This window comes from Gammaproteobacteria bacterium (assembly GCA_013214945.1).
GTDB lineage: Bacteria > Pseudomonadota > Gammaproteobacteria > Enterobacterales > Psychrobiaceae > Psychrobium.
In genome coordinates, this window is the sequence record JABSRT010000024.1 from 50,143 (window position 1) to 73,306 (window position 23,164).

Genomic DNA, 23,164 nt, shown 5'->3' on the forward strand with positions numbered 1-23,164 from the left:
GGTGGTTTTTTCATCGAATATTTTTATGTTTAGCTTCCTGCCGCTGTTTTTGGCTATTTATTATATGAGCGCCGACAGGTATAAAAATGGGGTTATTTTAGCGGCAAGTTATGCATTTTATGCTTGGTGGCGAATAGATTTTTTATTGTTGTTTGTTGTGGTCACAGGCTTTAATTATTTCATTGGTCTTAAAGTGTCACAAGACTGCGCCGCTAAAAAGTGGCTTACTGGTGGCGTGTTGGGCAATTTATTGGTGCTGGGGTACTTCAAGTACGCCAACTTTGGCGTTGATAGCTTTAATACCCTTCTAACCACGACTGGGGTTGCTCCTTTTAATCTTTTGCATGTTATTTTACCGATTGGTATCTCTTTTTATATATTTCAGTCGATCAGTTATATCGTCGATGTTTATCGCAAAGATGCGCCAGTCACTAAAAACATAATCGATTTTGCAGCTTTTGTTGCTTTGTTTCCTCAGCTTATCGCCGGTCCAGTGTTGCGTTATAAAGATTTGGCGGATCAATTTAGTGAGCGTACTCATAGTTGGAATAAATTTGGCCAGGGCTGCAGCTGGTTTATGGTTGGCTTTATTAAGAAAGTGTTTATTGCCGATTCCATCGCGCCAATCGTTGATGCAAGTTTTTCCCTTAGTTCACCGGGATTAATCGACGCCTGGACCGGGGCACTAGCCTATACCGCACAGCTGTATTTTGACTTTTCTGGTTATAGTGATATGGCAATAGGACTGGGGTTAATGATCGGCTTTCGTTTTATCAATAATTTTAATCAACCTTACATTAGCCAAAGTATTACTGAGTTCTGGCGTCGTTGGCATATAAGCTTGTCGAGCTGGCTCAGAGATTACCTATACATTCCTTTAGGGGGTAATCGTAAAGGCACGCTAACAACCTATAGAAATCTGTTCTTAACTATGCTGCTAGGAGGTTTCTGGCACGGTGCAAACTGGACATTTTTACTCTGGGGAGCTTGGCATGGTGCGTGGCTGGCTATCGAAAAAAAACTAGGTCTGGGACACTATAAATTTTTTAACCCGCTGGCCTGGCTGATGACCCTGCTGATTATAATTTTAGGCTGGGTGATGTTTCGTGCCGAATCTGTCGGCGCTGCCGTTGGCATCTATAAAGCCATGTTTGGTTTTAACGGTCTCAGATCTGAAGTCGCGCAGTCAATGAGTTCGATGGAACAGGCTATGCTGATATTGGCCTATACCACTGTGTTGGTTGCGGGTTTTTTGCCCAAAATAAAACGTCGGTTTCAACTTAAATTACGTAAAACAGCCAGTTATTTGTTATTGCCGCTATTTACGCTTTCAATATTGAAACTATCGGCACAAAGCTATTCACCCTTTCTGTACTTTCAATTTTAGGATTAATTAACCATGTATAGACAAATAAATGCTTTTGGCTTTATTGGGTTGACCTTAACGTTCACTCTATTGAGTCATCTTGATTGGAATAAAATAACGGTTAATCCGCAACTCAGTTGGACTAATGGTCAGCAGTTTAGTGGGATTGAACAACAATATAATCAGAGTTTTCTGGCGCGCCAGTTTGCGATAAATTTGTGGGCGGCTGCCAATTTTTTCCTATTTAATCAGGGGGATAGTGGAGTAATTGTTGGTCATAATAATTGGTTGTTCACCAGCGAAGAATTAAATAATACCCCAAGTAACGCGGATGAAGTGATGCAGCGTTTAGCTACAATTGAGCAGGCACGTCAGCAGATAGAGCAACATGGTGCTAGGCTGGTTGTGTCTATAGTGCCGTCGAAAGCAAGGGTGTATTCTGAATATTTGCCACAGGCACTACCCGAACATGCCAACGCACGATATAGATTTTTCTCAGAGTGGCTTGAGAAAAATCAGATAGATCATATCGGATTATTACCGGCTCTGATCCCTCAGAATGATCTCGCCACTTTTGTCAAAAATGATACTCATTGGAGTCCGAAAGGTGCTCAGCTTGCAGCACAATTTATCGCACAACAGTTGCAAAGCAACTATAGAGACTTTGAGTGGCACAGTAGTAAATTTAATACCTTAGTTGAAGATAGCGCTCCATATCGGGGGGATTTATTAAATTATCTGCCGTTGGAGCCCTATTTTTCGTTTTTGAGCCCTAAAAATCCCAATATAAAGCCCTTTATTACCCAATCTCTAGACGAAGTTGGTTTATTTGATGATATTCAATATCCAATTACCCTTGTTGGCACGAGTTATAGCGCCAAGCACGAATGGAATTTTGTTGGTGCCTTGCAGCAATATACTGGGGTTAATATTCTCGATATGTCACAACAGGGTAAAGGGCCATTCTTGCCAATGACAGAGTACTTACAGTCGAACGACTTTAAGCAACAGCCTCCTAAATTAATTATCTGGGAAATTCCAGAACGTTATCTTGTTATTAGTCCTAACCTTGCACAGGAAAAATCAGTATGAAACATTTTTTAAAACTACTTGGCGTAATGTTCATCGTTAGCAGTTCCATTGTTAGTGCTAATGAAGCAGCGCTTTACGCCCCTCAGGTTAAGGCCGATGAGGCACTGGTTAGGGTACTTAATTTAACAGAGCGTGGGGTTGTCTTGTCTTTGCAACCCATTAATAAGCAAGTTCCTAACACCGCCAGTTTCCACTTTTCAGACTATATTCGTGCTAAAGCGGGTCAACTTACACTGGCGATAAATCAGCAAGAAATAACCCTTAATGCCAAGGCTGGCAAGCGATATACGCTAGTACTTAAGCCCGATGGTAGCTTTGTGTTAACGACCGATCAAGCTATCACAAAAAAAGGGAAATCTATGTTGGCGTTATATAATTTTTCCACGTCAAAAAAATTAAGCCTAAAAACGACTAACGGTCGAACCCTGATTATTAAGAGCATTGCTCCGGACCATCTGGGATATCGTGAAATCAATGCTATAGCGCTTAACATGGGGATCTTTTACGAAAATATTAAATTACGCGAAATCGTTCAACAATTACAAAAAGACACCGTACATAACATCGCGATTATTGATAGCGAAGATGGCATTGCGATAGCCATTATGCCAAGCAATACCAATACAAGGATTTAACCAGATGAGATTAACACTTTTCACTACAGCGCTACTGTTCTTGTCTTTGAGTTGCAACGCTCAGCAATCGGACTATGTTACGCCAATGTGTTCGCAGTTAGATGATCCGGCTACTTATAGCGATAGTCAGCGGCAAGACTTTGGTCGACTGGTACAGGGACCAGATAACTGGCTATTTCGCCTAGATAAAATATCACCTAATCTAGATATAGAACCGCAGGCACTGGCAATGCTGTCGCAAATAAATAAACTGTTCAAGCAGAGAGGAACCACCCTAGTGATGATCCCTGTACCTCATCGCAGTCTGATTTATCCGCATCAAATCCCTGATTCTATGAATTATGATTTTGAGATCGCGCGTCAGAAATACTTAGAGCATGTCAACAAGTTAACAAAGTCGGGTATTCATACTGTTGATTTTACAACGATGCTTAATACAAATATCCCCAACCTTTATTATAAACGCGACTTTCACTGGCGACCTGAAGGATCCAGAATTGCGGCGCAATTAGTTAACGACTACGTTGCTAAATTACCAGTATATGGGCAATACGAGCGAAAGAAAATTGAAAGCCGCTACCATGGAGTTTATGGGTTAGACAGTAATAATCAGAGAGTTTTTTCTAAGCTGTGCGGCACCGCTTATCCGAAGGAATATCATAAACTTTATCAGGTAGCATCAACGGCGGAAAATAATGAAGATAAGTTATTTGGAGCAGATGAAGGTCAGAACGCGGTATTATTAGGCACCAGTTTTTCAGAAAACTCGGCACGAAATTTCGATGGATTCCTGAGTGAGTTCCTTGGCATTAATATTATCAACCATGCCGTAAGCGGAGGTGGACTCGTCGGCTCAATTACCCAGTATGTCAACTCTGAGGAGTTTGCCAATAATCCTGCTCAATTGGTATTATGGGAGTATCCGGTGCGTGATCTTGCAGCTAATAATTTCGCTCTTGCTTTGCCAAAGATGAAAAATGCCAGCTGCGATACCAATACCTTTGTTGAGTCGTCAACGACCCTTACCCTTGGTTCAAATATGGTCGCCTATAACGGCGGGGAAAACTACCAACAGCTAAAACAGCACCAAGTTTTATATGAGTTTACATTCGACAATCCGAAAATTTCTGAATTTTCTATCAAAACTCACTACGTGGAGCGACGTCAATATGCTAATAAGATTGGGCACTCCCGTATTAAGGGGCTTGAGGGCCATTTTGTAGTTGATCAAGGGGGCAATCGTTCGATAAAAGATTTACATTTTTTAGCGCTGGAAATTAATGTAGAGAGCCCTGAGTTAGTCGGTGCCAAGGTTATTACTAAAGTTTGCACCCAGGAGTCTTCTTAATGTTAAGCAAGGGACTTTGGATGTTTGCTAGTTGCCTGTTAATAGCAGGCTGTCAACAACTTATACCTAGCTATTCATATCCTGACTCATTGAGCAATAGGGAATATACCTGTGATCAGTTGCCTATGATTACCCCGTACACTAATGACCTATCATTTAATTCTAAATATGGACCAAAGGATAATAAAAATAATCGTGCTCGCGATCAAGTCCACAAAGATTGGGCCGCTAAATATAAACAACAAACTAGTGATATACGGTTACTAGAAAAATCTTTAAGCAAGCTTTCAATGAGCTATGCTAGTGGCAAATATTCTGCGGCTAGTGTTAGTACTTGTATGATCGATATGCTTGTGCCTTGGGCTGAGGCTAACGCATTGCTTGGACGGGCAGACAAACACACAGGAAAGTCAGTACGAAAATGGACACTGGCGGCGATTTCATCTAATTATATTGCACTGATGGCGTCATTCGATTCGCAGGAGCCAGGAGTACAAAAAGTGAAGCAATGGATTGAGAAAATTACTCTCATTACCGTGCTTGAATGGAGTAATCGCTCTGATAAAAAAGTCAATAATCATGACTATTGGGCGGCATGGGCTGTAATGAACAGTGCCATTGTGTTGGATAATCATAAATATTATCGCTGGGCACTGGATGTATATCGACGTGCTATGTCGCAACTTAATAGCGATGGATTGTTACCCAATGAATTGAAACGAAATTCTCTTGCCTTGAACTATCATAACTATGCTTTGATCCCCTTAGTAATGATTGCAGATTTAGCCTATAGTAATGGTGATGATTTCATTTCTACGCCCTCGGCCCCGATAAATTTGTTGGTTAACAATGTAACGATAGGGCTGGCTAATCACGCTGATTTTAATAATCTAGCTGATAACCATAACCTTCCTGAGCAAACAACCAAGCAGCTTTACACGAGTTATTCGCTTGCTTGGATCCCTGTTTACTTAAAGTATCACCAGAACAATCAGCTGATTAAGCTTGAACAGAAATATGCACCATTTAAATCGTCAAGGCTTGGCGGTAATGTTTCATTGCAAAGCTTTAACGCTACACAATAGAGGTTATTTCAATAAACTTTGACTAAAACAACAAAGTAGTTTAGCTTATTTACCTTGAAGAAAAGGCAAACTAGGTGAAAGCCTAGGACGCAAAGCCGTCGGTCTAACTGATTGATTAATATTCAATTACATGATTGCGAGGCCGCCGATAAACTACCATGTCAATATGCGAATTAGCTTTTGCTAATAGGGTAGTTGCCTTTCTCGTTTATTATTAACACGAGGATAATAAAATGAAAAACTTCCCTTCTTTTAGCAAAAACTTTGTCATAATATCAATCGTTTTCAATAGTGTAAGCTGGTCGGCTCCAGTTGCTGGTGCAGAAATTATCTCTGGTTTAACATTTGATTCTCATACTGCGCGTCAGCGCTGGAAACATGAAAATCAGTCCCTTGATAATGTAAGCTTTAGCTGTCCAAGCATGATTGAGCCAATAATAACATTTGAATCAACGAGCATTTATCAAGACACACCGTGCCGTTGTATTATCGATCCTGAGAAAAAAGTTATTTATGATAATGAGATGGCTACACTGAAAAATTATAGTAAAACATTAGTTAAACTTGCTGATCGTTATAGTAAAACACCGACTGAGAGCCCTGAAATCGCGCAATGTGTCAACCGGCATATCACGTACTGGTCAGAGGCGGGGGCAATGACTGGCACTCATTTAAGTAGTGTTGGTTATCATAAAACTGGTGAAATCTTGGGAGTTGTAGCCCAATCTTTTAATAAAATTAAGTATGCTGAGGGCATTGAATTACCGTTATTAGGCAGTGTTACTTACGAGTGGATGCGGCAATTAAGCGACTCGGTATTATATTTTTACGGCGGTATAGCCGGGCCTAATACCCGAAATAACAACCATAGATACTGGGATTCATTTTATTTAGGGAGTGCTTCTGTGATTCTGAATGATTCTGAATTATTCAATTGGGCGCAGCAGGGATTGACTATAGGTTTAGATCAAATTCAGGCGAATGGCACGCTGCCACTAGAAATGGCGCGTGGCAGTAGAGCCTACCATTATCATCTATATGCAGTAGCACCGCTGGTGGGCTTAAGTGAGTTAATGCTACGAAATCAGGAGATGATGAGCCCTGCTTATTCACCTTACCAATACAACAATGGTGCGTTGGCTAATTTGGTTGAGTTAGTGCTCAATGATACGACAATTTTTTCTGACAAGAGTGCATTTAACTGCAACCGCAGTGCGTGGATGGAAATCTATGCCCATAATGTGCAACACAATAATGACGCTTTTTTTACACGACTAAAACAGCAACGCCAGCAATGCAACTCTCGGCTGGCTAGCACGACTTTAGGTGGTGATATCAGTCACTATTATGGTTTAAAACTCGATTGAGCTACTCTGTTGCTTGCTCATTTAATTCATACAATAAAATGAGCAAGTAATCAGGTCTAAACTGGTGGTGAGACCAGTTGACTCTATAGTGCCTGACCAATGCTTTGGTAATCCGTTCGATGAGGTTGTTGGTGACTGGACGCAACAAATTAATAAAAATGACTGATGATTAATAGACTTACATATCAGTACGCATGGCTGTAAATAGAGAATCGAGAGTTTTAACGTTAACAACTGTTAATGGTAAGTTGAGGCTGCATCATAATTCACATCAAATTATTTACTGCTAGCTTGGTGCCCATATCAGCAAGTTAATAGGTGTTGTTTATATGGATCAACGAAATGGATTATTTTGTTTTTAACAACTTCAGGAACGAATACACGGTTTCGTTAAATAAGCCTTTTGTACAGACTATGGCTTGGGTGTTTTTTGTTCGTTATGTTGTTAATTTATACATGACCTCCTTGCTTAGATAGTATTTTTCAGTATAACCCCGTCAAATATTACCTCTTATCAAGTGCTTATATCAAATTTGATATTTTCATATTATTTAGAGGAAGGATTATCTAACAAGGAATTTACTGTGGTGAACTGCACCCTATCTACGTCTATCAAACCTCCATTTTACAATTTAATTAGTGCCTTATTAGTATTAACGTTTGCCAGCCTGTTTTCATCAAAAGCTTTAGCGCAACTTCCATCGTGTGAATTGATGCCTATTGAAATGGTCAACTAAAACTGGCCATCTGATTAGAGGTGATATTGGATCAAAGTCCCCACAATTAGCTACCACCTGACTAATCGAGCTTATAATTGACACTAACAATTACTTGATGCCTGAGTATCTAAATGCTTTGCCCGTTAAGGTATTTAGTTCACTATGGCTCATTTCACTATGAACAGCGATGATTCTTCCTAGATAAATAAGTGGCACTTCCGACTCTCTATTGTCGATATAATATTTGATAGATTCAGCCGTTGCTACACCTAAGTCGTCACTTATTCTCATTGGAGTCGCGTCTAATTCACCCAATTTTATCTTTTCGATTTCTTTAGCTGTGCCGCCCCAACCAGTCACAAAAATTTCAGCTAATTTATTGGCTTCTCGTAAAGCATCAACAGCGCCTATAGTCATTGCCGTGTTGGCATTGTGAATCATTTTAACTTCAGGGAAGTTATCAAGAAATAGCCTGACACCGTCTGCGCCGCCGAGTTTTTGGTATTGCCCAAAATGCTCATACATACTTAACCAGCCACCTTTTTCTTCCACACAATCGATAAAGCCCTGAGAACGTTGCGTGTCGGTAATGCCAGGTATGCCTCTGTTGACCGCAAAATTGACATCTTCACCAAGGCGCTTAACCACGTAATCACATAGCACTTCTGCGCCCATTGAACTGGAGAAATCAAACCATCCATCAGGTTGATGTTTCCAACTAGGGTTAGGGGTATGAAAGGCCCAAATAAAGGTTTTGAACACGTCAGATGCAGCAAGCTTTTGGATGTTGTCAGCTTGCAGAGCAAGCTCAGAGGGACCAAAAATAACGAAATCGTATGGTTTTTTTGCGTTCAAGACCGTTTGTGTGTGCTGTGTCTGCAATGAATGTTCTATTTGCCTTGACGTATATTCATCGACTTCAAAAGGAAGCTTTAGCGCCGATAATCGTTTAGTCATCGCCGTATAATTGCGGATCCAAAAATCAGAAATGTCGGCACTTGGATAAATGACTGCAATGCGAACCGGCGCTTTGATGTTTAATTGTTCTAGCGGCTTAGGCGGCGCATTAACTGTTTGCTGAAAAAGGTCGAGCTTACCCGATTTTTGCAGATGTGTACTAGTTGCATTATTGCTTAATTCGTCAGCAGCGACATGCATTGGTAGGGCAATTAGCGCTAATATTAACACGCTAAATGATAATTTATAATTGTGATTAGCCATTAGAACCATCTTTTAATAAATTGTATTCAGATGTTAGCCTATAATAGTAATATTATATAGCAACAATAAGAATTAGTACTTAAATTACAATGAAAATAAAACCTTTAATACGAGCCTTGTCAGTGCTTTTCTTCAGCATTATTTCATCCTCTTTTGTTCATAGTCATGATGACGATTTCTTTGATTTTGCTCAACAGAAGGTAGAGCAAGCTGTTGAAAAAAATACAGTTTGGGACGGCCCTACTCAAGGGCCTAAAATAGTTCACGACCGAAATATTATTTTTATAGCACAAGATCTTCGCAATGGTGGTGTTTACGGCGTTGGTAAGGGAATGTCTGAAGCGATATCTAACCTTGATTGGCATTTAAGGTTTATTGATGGCCGGGGCTCTGAAGTGCGTCAAGGCGCAGCATTAAGAAAAGCCATCGGCTTTAAACCTGATGCTATTGTACTTGGCGGGATTGACGCGCAAAGGCACAAAAAAACGCTAAAACTGGCTCAAAGTTTGGGAATAGTTGTCATTGGTTGGCATGCGACAGAACTTGCTGGAGGTAGTGTTGAACTTGGGTTGTACATGAACATTACTACCGATCCTTTTGATGTTGCTGAAGTTGCTGCGTTATTGGCCATTGTTGATTCAAACGGCAAAGCAAAAGTTATAGTATTTAGTGATCCTAATTACAAAATTGCCTCACTAAAGGCTAGGGTGATGGTCGATACGATTAAACGCTGCCATACATGCACGGTGTTAGAGTTAAAACCACTGCCGTTAGATAAAATTGCAGAAGAAATGCCAAATACATTCACCCATCTGTGGCAAACATATGATCAAGACATTACTCATATATTAACGATTAATGATCTGTATATTGATTACGCTATTCCTTCATTAGAATCTAGGATGGAGCAAGGTAAAAATATTCCATATAACATTTCAGCGGGGGACGGTAGCAAGGCTGCGTATAAACGAATCAATCAAGACAAATTTCAATTAGCAACAGTGCCCGAGCCTCTTTATTTGCAAGGTTGGCAGATAATAGACGAACTTAATCGAGCGTTTAACGAACAACCGCCTAGTGGTTACTCGGCGCCAGTTCACTTGGTGACACCAAACAATGTCCATGATCTGATTAATCAGAAAGGTAGCATCATCTATGACCCACAAAATGGTTACCGAAAAGCATATTTAAATATCTGGGAAAGCCAATGAGATTCAGTCGAGTGACCATTATTCAGCGACTAATTTTATCGAATTTACTTTCTGTGGCGATTGTCAGCTCGGCCATATTTATGGTTATCAGATCGTTAGATTTCGTAGAATATACCCTCAAAACTCAAGCATCTGAACATGTTGAAGTGTTAACTGCAAACTCGGAAATAAGTCGACGAGTTTTTATTCTGACATCTAGAGTCAAGTTGTTAGAACAAACTTTCTTGTTCAGTGAAACGACACTGTCTGAAGAAGCATTTTACATCGATTTACAACTTCAAAAACTCCGTGAATTGTCAACTAATCGTGACTTTTCGAATAAGATGGATGCTTTTATTGATAATTTTCATCGGTTTTTAGGCAGCTCGTTGGCACTTAATCGTATTCTGAAACAAAGTCAGAAAATCGATGATAAGCTTGCCACGCAACTCGATACATTAGAATTGAATATTAGTGAAAGGAAACTCCAACATATCCATGATTCTAATTACATGCGATATAATAATGAACTTGATTTAATCAGCATGTTAAGAGAAGCGTTTTTGACCGCGGGTAAAATGGTGGGCAATATTCACAGCCGAATAACGCCAGAAACGGAAAAAGTTCTGATCATTGAAATTGAAAAAGAACTGGACATTTTTTTGTTACATCTTGAAAACGTTGATATTGACACTACTCAAGTTAAAACTCAGAAAAAACGGATGAAACGCACTGTTCGTCAGTATAACGCTGCCCTAAGACGCATTCGTGCGAATCTAGAGCAACGTTGGTTGGTGATGGCTGCGTTAGTCAATGCTCAAGATGAACTTTTAATGATGGTTGAACGGACCGAAGCTCGAGTTCATCAGCAAGCGGTAGAGCTAACAGAACAACTCGAGAAAGAAATAAGTCAATCACGAGTCAATGCAATTAGCATTAGTTTATTGGCATTTCTTTTGTCTGTGTTACTCGTTAGCTTAGTGGTTAAGCGCCACATTCGAAAACCGCTTGATGACCTTAAGGAAGGATTTGAAAGACTCGAATCTACCGGGGTAAACAAGCCAATAAACTTAGGGCGCACAGATGAATGGAGCCATATTGAAAATGCTTACAATCAAATGTCGCTGCGTTTATCTGAGGCATATTTAGCGCTGAACGACGAAAAGAAAAATTTTGATTTTCTTGCTCACCATGATCCGTTAACAGGATTGGCAAACAGGCTGTTAGCCACGAAGAGATTAAATAGCAATATTGTTAAAGCACAAGAGCAAAATTTATCGTTTTTACTGATCTATCTAGATATTGATGAATTTAAAACCATCAATGATTCTTTGGGCCATACAGCTGGCGATAACTTACTCGTCAATGTGTCCAAGATATTGATAGATATTGTCGGTGACATTGGCTTTGTGGCTAGAATGGGCGGGGATGAATTTATGATCGTTATTTGTGGAGCTGAAAACCTAAATAGCGGAGAAATAATTTCAGAGCGGATAAACAAAGCGCTTCGCAAGCCTTATCATATTCACGATAAGACCATCATCGTTTCCGCGAGTATTGGTGTGTGTCAGTTTCCGCAACATGGCAGGGATGATGAAACACTTATCCGAAATGCAGACACGGCGATGTACTACGCGAAGCGAAATGGCAAAGATCAGTACTGTATTTATGCCGATAGAATGACGCTAGAGATTAAAGATATAATTGAAACCAATGTAGGACTGCATCAAGCGATTAAAAACGATGAACTTGTGGTGTTTTTCCAACCCAAAGTTAATCTTCATACTCAAAAGGTGGTCGGGGCTGAAGCGTTAATCCGCTGGCAACATCCAAAGTTTGGACTGTTACCTCCGGTTGATTTTCTTGAGGTCGCTGAAAAATCTGATCTGATCATCGATATAGACAAATGGGTGTTTAGAAAAGTTGCAATGCTAATTACCCAATGGCAACAAGCTGGTATTGATTTAGACGGTATTGTTTTTTCGGTTAACTTTTCAGCTCGAATGTTCTACATGTTAGATCTGGCTGAGCAGCTTAAAACCATTCTTGATCAAACCGATTGTGAGCCGCATCAGCTACTGCTGGAAATTACAGAAAGAGATATGATGCGTGATTTTGGAACCTGTGTACAAACGATAGAAACGCTAAGAGCTCAAGGTTATAAAATAGCAATTGATGATTTTGGAACGGGTTACTCGTCACTGTCGGTGTTAAAAAATCTTTCAGTAGACTGCATTAAACTCGACCGTAGCTTTATCGAAGATGTTAACACTTCCAAACTTGATTTTGAGATAGTTAGCGCGGTATTAAAACTGGCACAAATATTAGATTCATCAGTCATCGCCGAAGGTGTAGAAACCCAGAGCCACGTCGATACATTACTGGAAATAGGTTGCCATCGTGCCCAAGGGTACTTTTTTTCTAGACCTCTGCCTGTCGATAACTGGATTGAGTACCTAATAGATAATAAGCCGGAATAAAATTAGACCGTTGCTTCAGATAGAGATAAAACCGCTAAATAGGTAATTTTAGCGGTTTTATTATACCGATTTGTTCCTCGTACATACTTCTACATTGATCTGGATGGTTTTACTTTGTTTTGCTAAGCACTATAGACCAATACCAATCTCATTAATTGCAGCGCTATTGCATACGTGACGATAACTGACGAGCAGCTTGAACCAAATTTTTAGCGTAATCTCTGGCATCTTGAGCGGTTAATATCTCATTGCTAATTTCAGCGCTAATAGCTGCAACCGGTTCATTGCGCATATTAAGAATAGGGGCTGAAATACAGCTTACTTTACTGTCAAACTCATCATGGCTAACTGAATAACCCAATCTTTTAGCGCGTTCTAAATCTTGTTTTATCTGATCCAAATCTTGTGTCAGCACAGGATCCGAGTTTAACTCAGCTTGAAAATAACTCTGTTGAAATTCTATTGGGCGCATTGAAAGGATAGCCTTGCCTGATGCCGACAGATGCAAAGGCATGGTTTGGCCAATGAAAATATTAAAAGCAGTGTTAAGCGATGACTCTAGCTTAGACACAACCACGGCTTTATTCCCCACAGGCACACTGAGAAAAATAGATTTGTGAATTTGATTTTTTAATATTTCAGCAATCGGATAAAAAAACGCAATGATACTCTGCTTATTATATATCGTTGATGCAATTTGAAAAATCTTGGACCCAATGCAATAAGATTTTTTTCGGCTATGGTCAATGGCCACCATTTGATGATCGAGCAACACATTAATAATGCGGTGGCCGCTAGCACTGGCAATACCGGTTTGTTGACAAATTTCGGACAGCGTTAGCGGGTAGGTTGAAGCGGCAAGTAAATCAAGGATCATCACGCTATTGTCTACCGCAGGGGCCTTTGATTTCTCGATTGTTGTCATGCGCTAAAACTCCTGTTTCTGTATATGGAAAAACGTTTATTTGATATGAAAAAATTGGCTTGTGATGATAAGTATTATCAATAATCACACGCTAACCGCAGTCTCTGATCCCTAAACTACGCCACAATAGCCAAGTGCGAGCGATAACGTGTTTTAAAAAACGCGTGCAAATAGATTAAGCAAATAACGCTGTTTTATTATCCTACTATATTCCATATATGAAATGATATTTTTAAATATGAAACCAATTGACGGTGATAAAAAAGCCTTTTAAGATAAATTATCTTAACAAAAAGGCAACATTGATGAGAACGGAACATAACTTTGTCAACAACGAATTTATTAGCTCTGACAATCGTGCGACGATCCCGGTTTATAACCCGACCAATGGCGAACTGATTGCTAAGGTCGCAGTTGCAACCGCTGATGATGCCGTTAATGCTGTCAATGTTGCGGCCAAGGCTCAGACAAAATGGCGAAAATTAACCAGCATTGAACGTGCGACATACCTGCACCGTTTGACAAAATCTTTGCTCGAATATAAAGATGAAATTGGCCAAGTCTTGGCGCAAGAATCGGGTAAAAGTGTCGAAGACGCGACTAATGAAGCAGTATATGCGGCTGATATTACTCGTTATCATGCCGAATGGGCGCGGCGGATCGAGGGCGAGATAATTCCCAGTGATACCCCGTCAGAAACCCTGTTACTGCAGCGTGAACCTATTGGGGTAATTAGCTGCCTTATTCCATTTAACTTCCCCGTGTATACCTTGCTGCGAAAAATAGCCCCCGCGTTAATTACCGGCAATACCGTCATTGTACGGCCAAGCAATAATACGCCATGCTCGGCCTTTGTTATTGCTAAAGCGATACAAGCCGCGGGTATTCCTGATGGCGTCGTAAACATATTGACGATGGATCATCGTGTGGCTGAAGTCGTTTGTACTCATCCTAAAGTTGGCATGATTACATTGACTGGTAGCGTGGGCGCTGGGCGTAAAGTACTCGAGTACTCACAAGTGAATATCGCCAAATCATCGCTCGAACTTGGGGGTAAAACACCTGCAATTGTCGAAGCCGATGCTGATCTTGATAAAGCGGCGCAAGAAATTGTGGGTTCCAAAACCAGCAATTGTGGCCAGCTTTGTACTGCGATTGAACGCGTTTATGTACACCAAGATATTTATGACGAATTTGTGCCTCTGCTGCGTAAATACATGAGTGAACAACAATTTGGCGATCGCGGCGTTAACGCCAATTTTATGGGGCCATTAGTAAACGAAAATGCACGGCTTAATATTCACCAAATGGTCGAACGTGCAATTGACGACGGTGCTACTTTGGACGTCGGTGGTTATATTCCTCAAGGCCCGGGCTATTTTTATCCGCCAACGCTATTAACCAATTGCCGTCAAGATATGGAAATTGTTCAAGAAGAAATATTCGGTCCAGTATTACCGATCATCAAATACAGTACGTGCGACGAAGCACTGGCGCTGGCCAATGATCATCAATTTGGGTTGGCATCGGTTATTTATACCGAAAACTATCGTACTGCGATGAAAGTGGCCAATAATATTGAAGCCGGCGAAGTTTATATCAATCGCACCCCGGCCGATCCTTATCAAGGATTTCATGCCGGATGGAAACGTTCAGGACTCGGTGGCGATGATGGCAAACATGGCATGTTGCAATACACCCAAACACGACTCGTGGTGCTTAACTATTAACATCAATACCCAGTAACTTAAACTTAGTAATAATAACTATCAATATTAACGATCGATAATAAAAAAGATTGCCAGTAGCTAAGGATAAACTATGAAAGTCGTTCATTGCGAAACCTATATTGTCGCAACACCGCCGCCGCATATTGGCGGCATGTATTGGATATTTGTTAGTATCAGAACCGACTGTGGTATTCAGGGAATAGGAGAAGTCTACGCGGCGACCTTCCACCCAACAGTGATGGAATCTGCAATCGCCGATGTTTTTGAACGCTACCTCAAAGGCTACGATCCTCATCACATTGAACGATTTTTTCGTGAGGCTTACTCGAGTGGTTTTACCCAACGTCCTGACTTGACCATGATGGGCGTGGTCAGCGGATTAGAAATGGCTTGTTGGGACATCATCGGTAAAGCAGCAAATAAACCAGTTTATGAGCTGATCGGCGGCAAAGTTAACCACAAACTACGTTCTTACACCTATTTGTATCCTAAAAATAAGGCGGGTGCTTACGACTACGATAACGTTGAGTTGGCGGTTGAGTGTGCGATTGAGAATATGGAACTGGGTTTTACCGCGTTAAAGTTTGATCCCGCAGGGCCGTATAGCGCCTATTCTGGCCATCAAATCTCACTAGAGGCGCTTGATAAATCAGCAATGTTTTGTCAAAGGATCCGCCAAGCAGTCGGCAATAATTGCGATCTTCTTTTTGGTACTCATGGCCAAATGACTCCCGCGTCTGCTGTGCGCTTGGCAAAGCGCCTAGAACCCTTCGACCCATTATGGTTTGAAGAGCCGGTTCCTCCGGGGCAAGCCGCTGCGATGGCGCAAGTTGCAAGGAAAACAACTATTCCAGTGGCGACCGGTGAACGTTTAACAACTAAGTATGAGTTTCACGATGTTTTAAAGCATGGCGCCGCTTCTATTTTACAGATGAATTTAGGACGGGTTGGCGGTATTTTAGAAGCAAAAAAGATTGCCGCCATTGCAGAAGTTTACTATGTCCAGATTGCCCCTCATTTATACAATGGCCCAGTTGGTGCGGCAGCAAGCATACAACTGGCCACAGCAACCCCAAATTTCCTGATCCAAGAAAGTATCATGACCTGGGGTGGTTTCCATGCGCAAGTGCTGCAAGAGAAAATTGTGTGGCAAGACGGCTATATTATCCCATCAGACAAACCTGGGCTGGGCATTGAATTAAACATGGAAGTCGTTAAATCCCAGTCGCCTTATACCGGCAAAAAGCTTCACCTGTCGATGGACTCTAAGCCCTACGACTATCAACAGCAATCGAGCACACATTGGAAATCTAAAGCACAAGCAAAGGTTTAAATATGGAATACGATTTCATTATTGTCGGCGCTGGCTCTGCCGGATGTATTTTGGCTGATCGCTTGAGTGAATCAGGTGAGTTTTCGGTATTAATTATTGAAGCGGGTGGCAAAGATACCAGCCCTTGGATCAAACTGCCGGTTGGTTTTGGTAAAACCTATTACAACCCCCAATATAATTATATGTATTATAGCGAGCCTGAAAAGGCGATGAATGGCCGAAAACTCTACGCCCCGCGGGGAAAAGTACAAGGAGGATCAGGTTCTATCAATGCCATGATTTATGTACGAGGCCAAGCCGCTGATTTTAATGCGTGGGCCGATGCGGGCAACAAGGGCTGGTCTTACGAAGAGGTCTTGCCGTATTTTAAACGGCTCGAGCAACATCCTGACGGTGATACTAAATATCGCTGCTCGCATGGCAAGATGGCGATTACGCCAATGAAAGATCGCGCGCACAGTCTTTGTGATTGTTACCTTAAAGGGGCCACCGAGCTTGGTTATAAAATAAATGATGACTTTAACAGTGAGCAATTTGAAGGCGCGGGTATTTACGAGGTTAATGTTCGCCAAGGCATGCGTGATTCAAGTAATACTGCTTACCTAAAACCTGCGCTTGAACGTGCTAATCTTCATATTCAGCGAAACAGTGCTGTTGAAAAAATACTATTTAATCAGCACAAAGCAGCGTCATCAGTCTTAATTCGTCATAACAATCAACTTGAAACTCTGGTTGCTAAACGCGAAATTATACTCGCTGCTGGCGCCGTCGATTCACCAAAATTACTACAATTATCTGGCATCGGTGACAAAGAGCTACTCGCGAAACATTCGATTTCTATGGTACAAAACTCACCTCAAGTGGGCAAAAATCTGCAAGATCATCTCTGTGTTAGTTACTATTACCGCGCTAACATCAAGACCCTAAACGATGAACTTGGTACATTGTTTGGCCAAGCAAAAGCCGGATTACAATATTTAATTAACCGTACTGGGCCGCTATCAATGAGTGTTAATCAAGCTGGTGGCTTTTTTAAGGGCGAAGAAAGTGAGGCGTTGCCCAACATACAGCTGTATTTTAATCCCATGTCCTACCACATACCTCAAAACCCAAATGCAGCCCTAAAACCCGAGCCATATTCGGGCTTTGTGGTTGCTTTTAATGCATGTCGGCCAACGAGTAAAGGAGTTATCGAGTTAGCTTCCGCTGATCCTTGCGAACCGGCATTGATTAAACCTAACTACCTGTCAACCGAGAAAGATATTGCGGAAGTTATTCAGGGTAATAAACTTATCCGTAAAATTATGCAGGCCCCAGCGCTAAAGGCGATTACCGAAGAAGAAGTTTATCCAGCTGGCGCGGTTACTGATGAAGCTAGCATGTTGCAATACTTTCGAGAAAATTCCGGTTCTATCTACCACCTATGTGGCTCTTGCGCCATGGGACCCGATCCGCAATCAGCCGTTGTTGATGAACGACTGCGCGTCTATGGCGTCACCAATCTACGGGTGATTGACGCTTCTATTTTCCCAAGTATCACCTCAGGCAATATTAATGCCCCTGTCATGATGGTTGCAGAGAAGGGCGCCGAAATGGTGCTGCATGATCAAATATCTAATTACTAAGCTGATAAAGTTTTTGCTAGAACCTAGGCTTATTATTACATTCCTCATATTCTCAGCGCTGCCAAAAATAATAGAAATGGTCACTAATAATCTGATTTAATTGTATTTATCAGAGTTTTACTTTATCGTCTGGCTACTGCGTTACCACGTTAAGCTAGCCACGTTAAGCAAGTCGGTAAAATAAGGAACAAGCTTTGCCCATAAAGACCTACAAAAATATAGATAGCTTGCAAATTTTAACGCTAGACACTAATAAATCGATATTATCTTGCACATCTCGCCATGCTTTTTTACAAGATCCGGCTTTATTTTCCATATTCTTTCGATTCTTTAGTCTCAATGATGACATTATTACCTATGAGGAAATTGGCCAGATTATCCGAGAATCTAAATCTCAATTTCATATGCAAGATAGTCCCGACAACATTGTTGCTAATAAATATATATTCAAAGCACGCAGCTTATTAAAAACATTAGCGATTGACGATTTCATTATCACGGTGCGAGGGCTTGGCTATAAACTTTCGGCTCGCTGGTTACCGGTATACCAAGAGGAGCAACCAAAAACTGATGGTAATAATTTTATCGATGAAATCACCGCATTGATCGAAGATTGCATTAAGCACAGCGATCAAATGAAGATTGTGCAAAGCAACAGCGGCTTAACGTTGATCGAGGCCGACCAGCATCTAATGCTAAATAACTTCACTCGAATGACTCAATCTTACCAAACGTTTTTCGACGCCTATTCAGCGCCGGGCAATAGTGTTGAACTGCTTGAGGTTCGCGAGAAGATGATGAAACTGCTTTTTTATACCATCTACTGGCGAATTGGTGATCGACTCAGCGAAAGTCAATTTCGTGCTGATTACAAAAATGAACTAAAAGTTCTGTTAAGGCAGATAAAACATTACGTAAACCTATTAAGCTAGAGCAGCCTTTGCCTTATTTGGCACTATATTCGATGTAAAACATCACTCAATGAATGTACTTGGCTTGAATGAAAAGTAACAGAGTCATTGCACATATAGCAAAAATCTCAAAGGTTGAGAACGATGCGCCATCAACCAATACCATAAAAGTTAGACATATAACTGGGGTGAAAGTCGTAAACTGGGCAGTAAGCGCTGCGCCCAATTTTTTAATGGCGCCCTGCATTAAAAATAATGGAATAATGCTGCCAACTATAGAAATAGCCATTAATAACAATAGCTCTGAAGACTCTAGCGTTAAAAATGAAGAGCGGCACAGACTATAACTTCCACAAAGTACAATAACCAAGAAAAACCTAAGCGCTAATATTTGTGAAATAGTCACGCCTAAATTCTGGTGTAATTTTCCCGTCTCTTTCATATATAACAAAGCAAAGAAGGTTGAAACTAAGGTTAATATTATCCCGATTGTTGTATTAGCAATAGTGCCATCAGCAATGACAATAGATGTCATGATTGAAAATATAAATACAGCCAAGCTCAAACTGAGTTTGAGTTTATTTCCGTCAAATTTACCCAATATTGAAAAGAAAGATAAGCCCGAGAAAAACACAATGATATAAACAATCGGACTGACGTAAAGCATTACATAGAAGGCTAAGAAAGTATTAATTAATGTCGATATGTTGATTTTGATAATCTCGTTAATATTACTTTTAGCGATTAAAGTTAACTCATTAAAACTCTTAATATTTATCAAAATGAAAAACAGTGCCGCAAAGCCATAAGTAATCAAAGTAGATAATACGGGATCAACTGTTTTAACCACGTGTGACATAAAGACAAAGGATATCGAAAATAAAAAACAGAATGCGATAATTTCCTTATATTTACTCATTGCTTAACTCTCTAAATTACAACTGTTCATTATTGTATTGATTATCGGAATAGAATTTTGTGGTTATTTAAACGGCTTTTTTCAATGAATAACTTAGCTTGATACGGTCTTTTTTTCTTTTAATTTTAGTGACATGTAAACCTGAAAGTTCTTGGGTATTGCTGATATGAGTGCCCCCACAAGGCACGGGGATGTAGCCATCAACTTGTAACATTCGAATATATGGACTAACCGGAATAAACGGAGCGAGCAATGGCCTAAGTTTATTCATTTGATCAAAACTCACTTCAATAACTGAAACCTGCCTAGCTTGTCCAATAATTCTATTAATTTCTTGGTTAACACTTTCAACCGAAAAAGACATACTTGTTCGTTCTAACTCAAGCATTTCAACAAACGAACCCGCTAAAAAATGATGCCCTTTGATTGGGGTTAAATTATGGTCCATTACCTCCAGAATATGAGATATTAAATGGCCCGCGGAATGTAAACGTGAATTTGTAATCCGTCTTGGATAATCAATGAGTTGAATTACTTCCTTGTCAATTTCAGCCATTAAATTGTGATTGAAATTAACAATGTGAGCAATGCCTTGGTCCGTTTGCTCAACATGGCGAATTTCATAGGTTTGACCTTCTACAACCAGCTCTCCTAAGTCGCATGGTTGCCCGCCACCTTGAGGATAAAAAATAGTAGTGTCGCAATACACAGCGATGGCATCGTCCATGGCAATCAAAGCTGTAATCTTGGCTCGATTTTTACTCATCAGAGAGTCTTTAAGATATCGTGCTTGTGTCACCATCGGTTAGCTCCAAATCTGTAACGGTTGATAAGTTTTTAAAGTGATATTTGATATAGGCATTATTGTACTCTTGATATAGGATTAATTAAGGTATTGATATTAATGAATTATCAATACCTTAATTAATTGAAGCGCTAAAATAAAATACAAATAAATTCTGGATATAAGAATAAATATCAAATTAACCAGCCAGATTTTGGTGGGGATTACAGGGCCAAGTACCGCTTAAGCCTCCATTGCTGCTTTTTCCTGAGCGACTAAGCCATTAATGCCCGTCATGTAATCGATAGCGGAATGAGTAAATCCGTTATGTGCTAAGTTCTCATAGGAGTAGGGCGGTTTGATTAATGTTTTTCCAGCATTAATTTTGTTAACCCAGTCTGGATTGCCAACGGCTGCTTTACCTATTGCAACAAGATCTGCCCCTTGTAAATTGAGTTGGTCGGCGGCGCTAATGGTCGAAATATTACCCGCAATCATTAGCGGTATTGCTGGGTTGAGTTTAGATTTTATCCACTGTAATAACGTTTTGTTGCCTAGCGGCAGGTGGTTGGGCTGTTTAAACGCGTCATAAAGCGACATATGAATATAGTCAACGCCGAGGTCGTGTAATGCATTACTGAGCTGAATTTGTTCTGCTAAATCTATCCCCGAGAAGTGCGCATAGTTTTCCGGCGACAACCTGACCCCGACAATGAAGTCGCTAGGTATTTCTGCTCGAACCCGTTTAACGATGTTAAAGATAATGCGATTGCGGTTATTAAATGAGCCGCCCCATTGATCGGTGCGTTGGTTAAGCACGGGATTACTGAAATTACTTAACAAGAAATTAAAAGCAGCATGGATCTCAATGCCGTCCATGCCTGCTTGATAAGCCCGTTTGGCACAATTAACGAAATCGTTAATCAGTAACTCAATGTCAAAACAACTGATTGCTTCAACCCCGTGCGGATAATGAGCATCAGCAAGATAGTGCGAGGGTGCAACTGCCTTGGCTGTGCTAAATTTATGTTCGGTTCTCATGCCACCATGGTGAAGCTGCACAATAGCTAACACATTATGCTGATGAGCGTTTTTCGCTATTTTAGCAAAGCCTTGCTGCTGTTTATTTGTGATTAATGCGGGTTGTCCTTGCCAGCAGCGGCCAGTCATCGACACCGAAGTTGCCGCTGTAATTATCATGCCAAAACCACCGGCACAGCATTTATTTAGCCAAGCGATTTCATGGTCACTAATATCACCATTATCTAAGCTCATATTGTGCGTTAACGGCGCCAGTACTGAGCGGTTTTTCATTAGTTTGTTACTGTGTGCAAAATTAAATGGTTGGGTTGTTGCAAAGTGAGTCATGGTATTTTCTCTGTTATTTGGTATACAGCTAGCTTAATGCTTTCCAAATAGATTAGTAATATGACAATATTGAACAACTTAATATCCTGTCAGGATATTATTGGTGGGATGTAACGCTAAAAGGGTGCGCTAATGAATAGTAAATTAAACCAGCTTTATTTAATGAAGTTGTTTATCGCGATTGTTCAAAAAGGCTCGTTCGCCGAGGCTGCAAGGTTGCTTGGCGTTGCAGCAGCTAAAGCGTCTAAAGATATTCACTACTTAGAAATGTCATTGCAGTGTCTGTTACTAAACCGCTCGACCCGTTCCTTAAACATGACCGACGCAGGGGAGCTGTATTATCAATCGGCTTTAGAGATTGTCGAAATGCATTCTCAAATGCTCGATAACTTAGCCATGATTAAGAGCAATATTTGCGGCGAGTTACGCATTACTGCGCCAGCTCTGTGGGGCGAGGTAATGCTTGCGCCTATTATTATCGCTTACCGGCAACGTTTTCCTTTAGTTAAATTTTCTGCCAATTTTTCTAATCAAACGATCGATATTTTTAAAGAAAACATTCATATTGCGTTTCGTAGTACCCATTTAACCGACGAGCCGTATTTAGCAAGATACATTAGTGACGATGAGTTCGTGTTATGCGCTAGCCAAGCCTACTTAGCAGAACATGGCGCGATAAAAGTCCCGCAAGATCTACTCAAACTCGACTTGATATCACTGGCAGCTAGTTTGACAAACACCGACAGTAAATTTGACCGAATTGACTTTATTTATAATCAACAACCCGTTGAGCAGCACGTGCAAGGTCAATTACACTTTAACAACAAGCAAGTGATCTATGAAACGGTAAAAGCAGGGCTGGGTTACGCAGTATTACCAAGGTATTTAGTGCTTAAAGAATTAAAATTGGGTGCTATTGTTGAGCTGTTACCTGACTATCAAATTAAAGGAGCAGCATTTTATGCGCTCTATACTCAACGCAGAAAAGACTCGGCGCTGGTTAATCATTTTATTGATTTTGTGCAAGCACAAATAAAGCAAGTAGACGTTAATTAGGCCACTATAT

18 protein-coding genes and 1 riboswitch are annotated in these 23,164 nt (G+C 40.6%); of the genes, 13 read left to right on the top strand and 5 right to left on the bottom strand.

All coding sequences use genetic code 11. The features are described from left to right. Window position 1 precedes the first annotated feature (1 nt). From HRU23_16745 to HRU23_16770, 6 genes are all read left to right on the top strand, one after another. Window positions 2–1,387: an MBOAT family protein gene (locus HRU23_16745; GenBank protein ID NRA55788.1), complete on the top strand. Its 1,386-nt coding sequence runs from the start codon at window positions 2–4 to the stop codon at window positions 1,385–1,387. 12 nt (window positions 1,388–1,399) lie between these two features. After that, window positions 1,400–2,458, top strand: coding sequence for a hypothetical protein (locus tag HRU23_16750; GenBank protein NRA55789.1), 1,059 nt, complete (start codon window positions 1,400–1,402; stop codon window positions 2,456–2,458). Then, entirely contained in the window at window positions 2,455–3,093 is a 639-nt protein-coding gene (locus tag HRU23_16755; GenBank protein ID NRA55790.1) for an alginate O-acetyltransferase AlgF, read from the top strand. The genes HRU23_16750 and HRU23_16755 overlap by 4 nt, the downstream gene beginning before the upstream one ends. Before the next feature lie 4 nt (window positions 3,094–3,097). Then, window positions 3,098–4,441 carry a hypothetical protein gene (locus HRU23_16760; protein ID NRA55791.1) on the top strand — a complete coding sequence of 448 codons (1,344 nt, stop codon included), beginning with the start codon at window positions 3,098–3,100 and terminating at the stop codon, window positions 4,439–4,441. Next, window positions 4,441–5,526: an alginate lyase family protein gene (locus tag HRU23_16765; GenBank protein NRA55792.1), complete on the top strand. Its 1,086-nt coding sequence runs from the start codon at window positions 4,441–4,443 to the stop codon at window positions 5,524–5,526. Before HRU23_16760 ends, HRU23_16765 begins: the two co-directional genes overlap by 1 nt. A gap of 54 nt (window positions 5,527–5,580) precedes the next feature. Continuing rightward, a riboswitch (cyclic di-GMP riboswitch) is annotated at window positions 5,581–5,676 on the top strand. Between the two features lie 83 nt (window positions 5,677–5,759). Beyond that, window positions 5,760–6,893: an alginate lyase family protein gene (locus HRU23_16770; protein NRA55793.1), complete on the top strand. Its 1,134-nt coding sequence runs from the start codon at window positions 5,760–5,762 to the stop codon at window positions 6,891–6,893. A gap of 827 nt (window positions 6,894–7,720) precedes the next feature. On the opposite strand, the gene HRU23_16775 is transcribed toward HRU23_16770, so the two are convergent. After that, window positions 7,721–8,770, bottom strand: a complete 1,050-nt coding sequence (locus HRU23_16775; protein ID NRA55794.1) for a substrate-binding domain-containing protein — start codon at window positions 8,768–8,770, stop codon at window positions 7,721–7,723. A gap of 152 nt (window positions 8,771–8,922) precedes the next feature. Here HRU23_16775 and HRU23_16780 point away from each other — a divergent pair, with 152 nt between their 5' ends. Both HRU23_16780 and HRU23_16785 read left to right on the top strand, forming a co-directional pair. Continuing rightward, a complete protein-coding gene (locus HRU23_16780) occupies window positions 8,923–10,044 on the top strand; it encodes a substrate-binding domain-containing protein (protein ID NRA55795.1) in 1,122 nt (373 codons plus the stop codon). Then, window positions 10,041–12,503 (top strand): EAL domain-containing protein, encoded by a 2,463-nt coding sequence (locus HRU23_16785; GenBank protein ID NRA55796.1) that lies wholly within the window; start codon window positions 10,041–10,043, stop codon window positions 12,501–12,503. The genes HRU23_16780 and HRU23_16785 overlap by 4 nt, the downstream gene beginning before the upstream one ends. 163 nt (window positions 12,504–12,666) lie before the next feature. On the opposite strand, the gene HRU23_16790 is transcribed toward HRU23_16785, so the two are convergent. Further along, window positions 12,667–13,428 carry an IclR family transcriptional regulator gene (locus HRU23_16790; protein NRA55797.1) on the bottom strand — a complete coding sequence of 254 codons (762 nt, stop codon included), beginning with the start codon at window positions 13,426–13,428 and terminating at the stop codon, window positions 12,667–12,669. Between the two features lie 305 nt (window positions 13,429–13,733). Between HRU23_16790 and aldA the strand changes: the two genes are divergently transcribed. The 4 genes from aldA (at window position 13,734) to HRU23_16810 (ending at window position 19,048) form a co-directional block, all read left to right on the top strand. Then, on the top strand, window positions 13,734–15,158 hold the full coding sequence (aldA, locus tag HRU23_16795) for an aldehyde dehydrogenase (GenBank protein ID NRA55798.1): 1,425 nt from the start codon (window positions 13,734–13,736) through the stop codon (window positions 15,156–15,158). Window positions 15,159–15,249: 91 nt separating this feature from the next. After that, window positions 15,250–16,491 carry a mandelate racemase/muconate lactonizing enzyme family protein gene (locus HRU23_16800; GenBank protein ID NRA55799.1) on the top strand — a complete coding sequence of 414 codons (1,242 nt, stop codon included), beginning with the start codon at window positions 15,250–15,252 and terminating at the stop codon, window positions 16,489–16,491. 2 nt (window positions 16,492–16,493) lie between these two features. Continuing rightward, window positions 16,494–18,116 (top strand): GMC family oxidoreductase N-terminal domain-containing protein, encoded by a 1,623-nt coding sequence (locus HRU23_16805; protein ID NRA55800.1) that lies wholly within the window; start codon window positions 16,494–16,496, stop codon window positions 18,114–18,116. A 194-nt stretch (window positions 18,117–18,310) separates the two neighbouring features. Beyond that, window positions 18,311–19,048: a helix-turn-helix domain-containing protein gene (locus HRU23_16810; protein ID NRA55801.1), complete on the top strand. Its 738-nt coding sequence runs from the start codon at window positions 18,311–18,313 to the stop codon at window positions 19,046–19,048. 46 nt (window positions 19,049–19,094) lie between these two features. Here the strand turns inward: HRU23_16810 and HRU23_16815 are convergent, their stop codons facing one another. From HRU23_16815 to HRU23_16825, 3 genes are all read right to left on the bottom strand, one after another. Continuing rightward, window positions 19,095–19,946 carry a DMT family transporter gene (locus tag HRU23_16815; protein ID NRA55802.1) on the bottom strand — a complete coding sequence of 284 codons (852 nt, stop codon included), beginning with the start codon at window positions 19,944–19,946 and terminating at the stop codon, window positions 19,095–19,097. Window positions 19,947–20,013: 67 nt separating this feature from the next. Next, entirely contained in the window at window positions 20,014–20,745 is a 732-nt protein-coding gene (locus tag HRU23_16820; GenBank protein NRA55803.1) for an alanyl-tRNA editing protein, read from the bottom strand. Window positions 20,746–20,973: 228 nt separating this feature from the next. Continuing rightward, window positions 20,974–22,098 carry an NADH:flavin oxidoreductase gene (locus HRU23_16825; protein NRA55804.1) on the bottom strand — a complete coding sequence of 375 codons (1,125 nt, stop codon included), beginning with the start codon at window positions 22,096–22,098 and terminating at the stop codon, window positions 20,974–20,976. A 132-nt stretch (window positions 22,099–22,230) separates the two neighbouring features. Between HRU23_16825 and HRU23_16830 the strand changes: the two genes are divergently transcribed. Beyond that, on the top strand, window positions 22,231–23,154 hold the full coding sequence (locus HRU23_16830; protein ID NRA55805.1) for a LysR family transcriptional regulator: 924 nt from the start codon (window positions 22,231–22,233) through the stop codon (window positions 23,152–23,154). Window positions 23,155–23,164: the final 10 nt, after the last annotated feature.